Annotated in this window: 1 protein-coding gene; it reads left to right on the top strand. The window is 55.5% G+C overall.

Annotated features, from left to right (window positions below; translation table 11 throughout):
* Positions 1-68 precede the first annotated feature (68 nt).
* A protein-coding gene (locus FHS21_RS30360; RefSeq protein WP_183665870.1) for an IS3 family transposase occupies positions 69-1,288 on the top strand; the annotation gives its coding sequence in 2 pieces (ribosomal slippage) (positions 69-411 and positions 411-1,288; 1,221 coding nt in all).
* Positions 1,289-1,317: the final 29 nt, after the last annotated feature.

Genomic DNA, 1,317 nt, shown 5'->3' with positions numbered 1-1,317 from the left:
TGTAATGGCCCCATAAATATCCGGACAGGATCTCCCACTTAATAAGTGTGCGAGGTAATGTGCCCATTATGACCAGTCACAATTCTAAGATAGAAGTCCTGTCCGGCCCAGAGCGGCGGCGTCGATGGTCGACTGCCGAGAAGCTTGCTATCATTCAAGAGACATATGAGCCGGATGCGACGGTCAGCATTGTTGCCCGTCGTTATGGCATCCAGCCGAACCAGTTGTTCACTTGGCGCAAGCTCGCTACCCAAGGTGCATTGACGGCAACTGCGGCAGAAGAGGAAGTCGTTCCGGCATCCGAGTATCGCGCCCTTCAAAACCACGTCAAAGAGCTGCAGCGTTTGCTTGGCAAGAAGACGATGGAAGGCGAAATCCTTAAAGAGGCGCTCGAGATCGCTACTGGCCCAAAAAAACATCTGTTGCGCTCGCTGTCGTTGCCGAAGGGAGGTTCTCGATGACGGCTGTGTGCGAGACTTTCGGTGTCGCCCGGTCAAACATCGCAGAACGGGTGAAACAGCGTTCTACCAAAACGCGTGGACGTCCTCCCCTGGCTGACCATGACCTGGTGGATGAAATCAAGGCGATCATCGCCGATATGCCGACATACGGATATCGTCGCGTTCACGCGATCCTCCGCCGTAAGGCCAGCAGCGAAAGGCGCTCGTGGCCGAACGCCAAACGCATCTATCGGGTGATGAAGGTGCATGGCCTGCTTCTGCAACGCCACACAGGTGCAGTCGACACTCGCCGCCACGACGGCCGCGTTGCCGTCGAGCAATCGAACCTGCGCTGGTGTTCTGACGGATTCGAAATCGGCTGTGATAACAAAGAGAAGGTCCGCGTTGCCTTTGCTCTCGACTGCTGTGATCGTGAGGCCATTGCCCATGTCGCCACCACCGAAGGCATCAAGAGTGAAGACGTGCAGGACCTTGTCATCACCGCTGTCGAGAACCGCTTCGGTCGCATCAACACCCTTCCAAAGCCCATAGAATGGCTGACCGACAACGGCTCGTGCTTTATCGCCAAGGACACGAAATCGCTACTCATCGATATTGGGATGGAGCCATGCTCGACACCTGTTCGCAGTCCACAGTCCAACGGAATGGCCGAAGCCTTCGTCAAAACCTTCAAGCGCGACTATGTCTCGGTCAATCCCATTCCCGACGCCGAAACCGTCATCGCCCAACTCCCATTGTGGTTCGAGCACTACAACACGCTTCACCCGCACAAGGCATTAGGGTATCAGTCGCCGCGTGAGTTCTTGAACCGTCAAACAGAAATCTGATCCTGTCCGGTTTTTATGGGGCAACTCCA

The organism is Phyllobacterium trifolii, assembly GCF_014192095.1.
Taxonomy (GTDB): Bacteria; Pseudomonadota; Alphaproteobacteria; order Rhizobiales; family Rhizobiaceae; genus Phyllobacterium; species Phyllobacterium trifolii.
Note: the sequence above shows the minus strand (reverse complement) of the source record. Positions and strands in the feature narration are given on the sequence as shown.